Origin of the sequence: Winogradskyella ouciana (assembly GCF_009709615.1) — a bacterium.
Lineage (GTDB): Bacteria > Bacteroidota > Bacteroidia > Flavobacteriales > Flavobacteriaceae > Winogradskyella > Winogradskyella ouciana.
In genome coordinates, this window is the sequence record NZ_WJYA01000031.1 from 1 (window position 1) to 389 (window position 389).

Genomic DNA, 389 nt, shown 5'->3' on the forward strand with positions numbered 1-389 from the left:
GTTACTGGATTACCGCTTGGGTCATCACTATCGGCTATCGCCTGATTCGTTACGATACCTGCATCAATATCAGCCTGGGTGATCGCATAGGTCGCTGTATAAACTATCGTTCCACTACCTACTACCATATCTTCTAAGTCGGCTTCTCCGTCTTGGTCTGTTCCTCCACTGACATAGGTCGGTGTTGGTAAGGTACCCGTTCCTGTAAAGTCCGCTGCGTCTTCTGTGACACTAACATCAAATAAGGTCGTGTTACCTGTGTTGGTGACTGTATAGGTATACGTTATTATGTCACCCGGTGTGGCGATGCCGTCAACTCCTAGGTCTAAACTACTGGTCTTCTCTATAGCGATGCTTGCTGCCTGTGGAATCGTCGTATCTGTTGGATC

The 389-nt window shown here is 47.8% G+C and carries 1 protein-coding gene; it reads right to left on the reverse strand.

What is annotated here, in order from left to right:
• Nucleotides 1–389: CLIPPER-2 domain-containing protein (locus F1003_RS18495; protein WP_202913905.1), on the reverse strand; the 389-nt coding region annotated here is incomplete at both ends.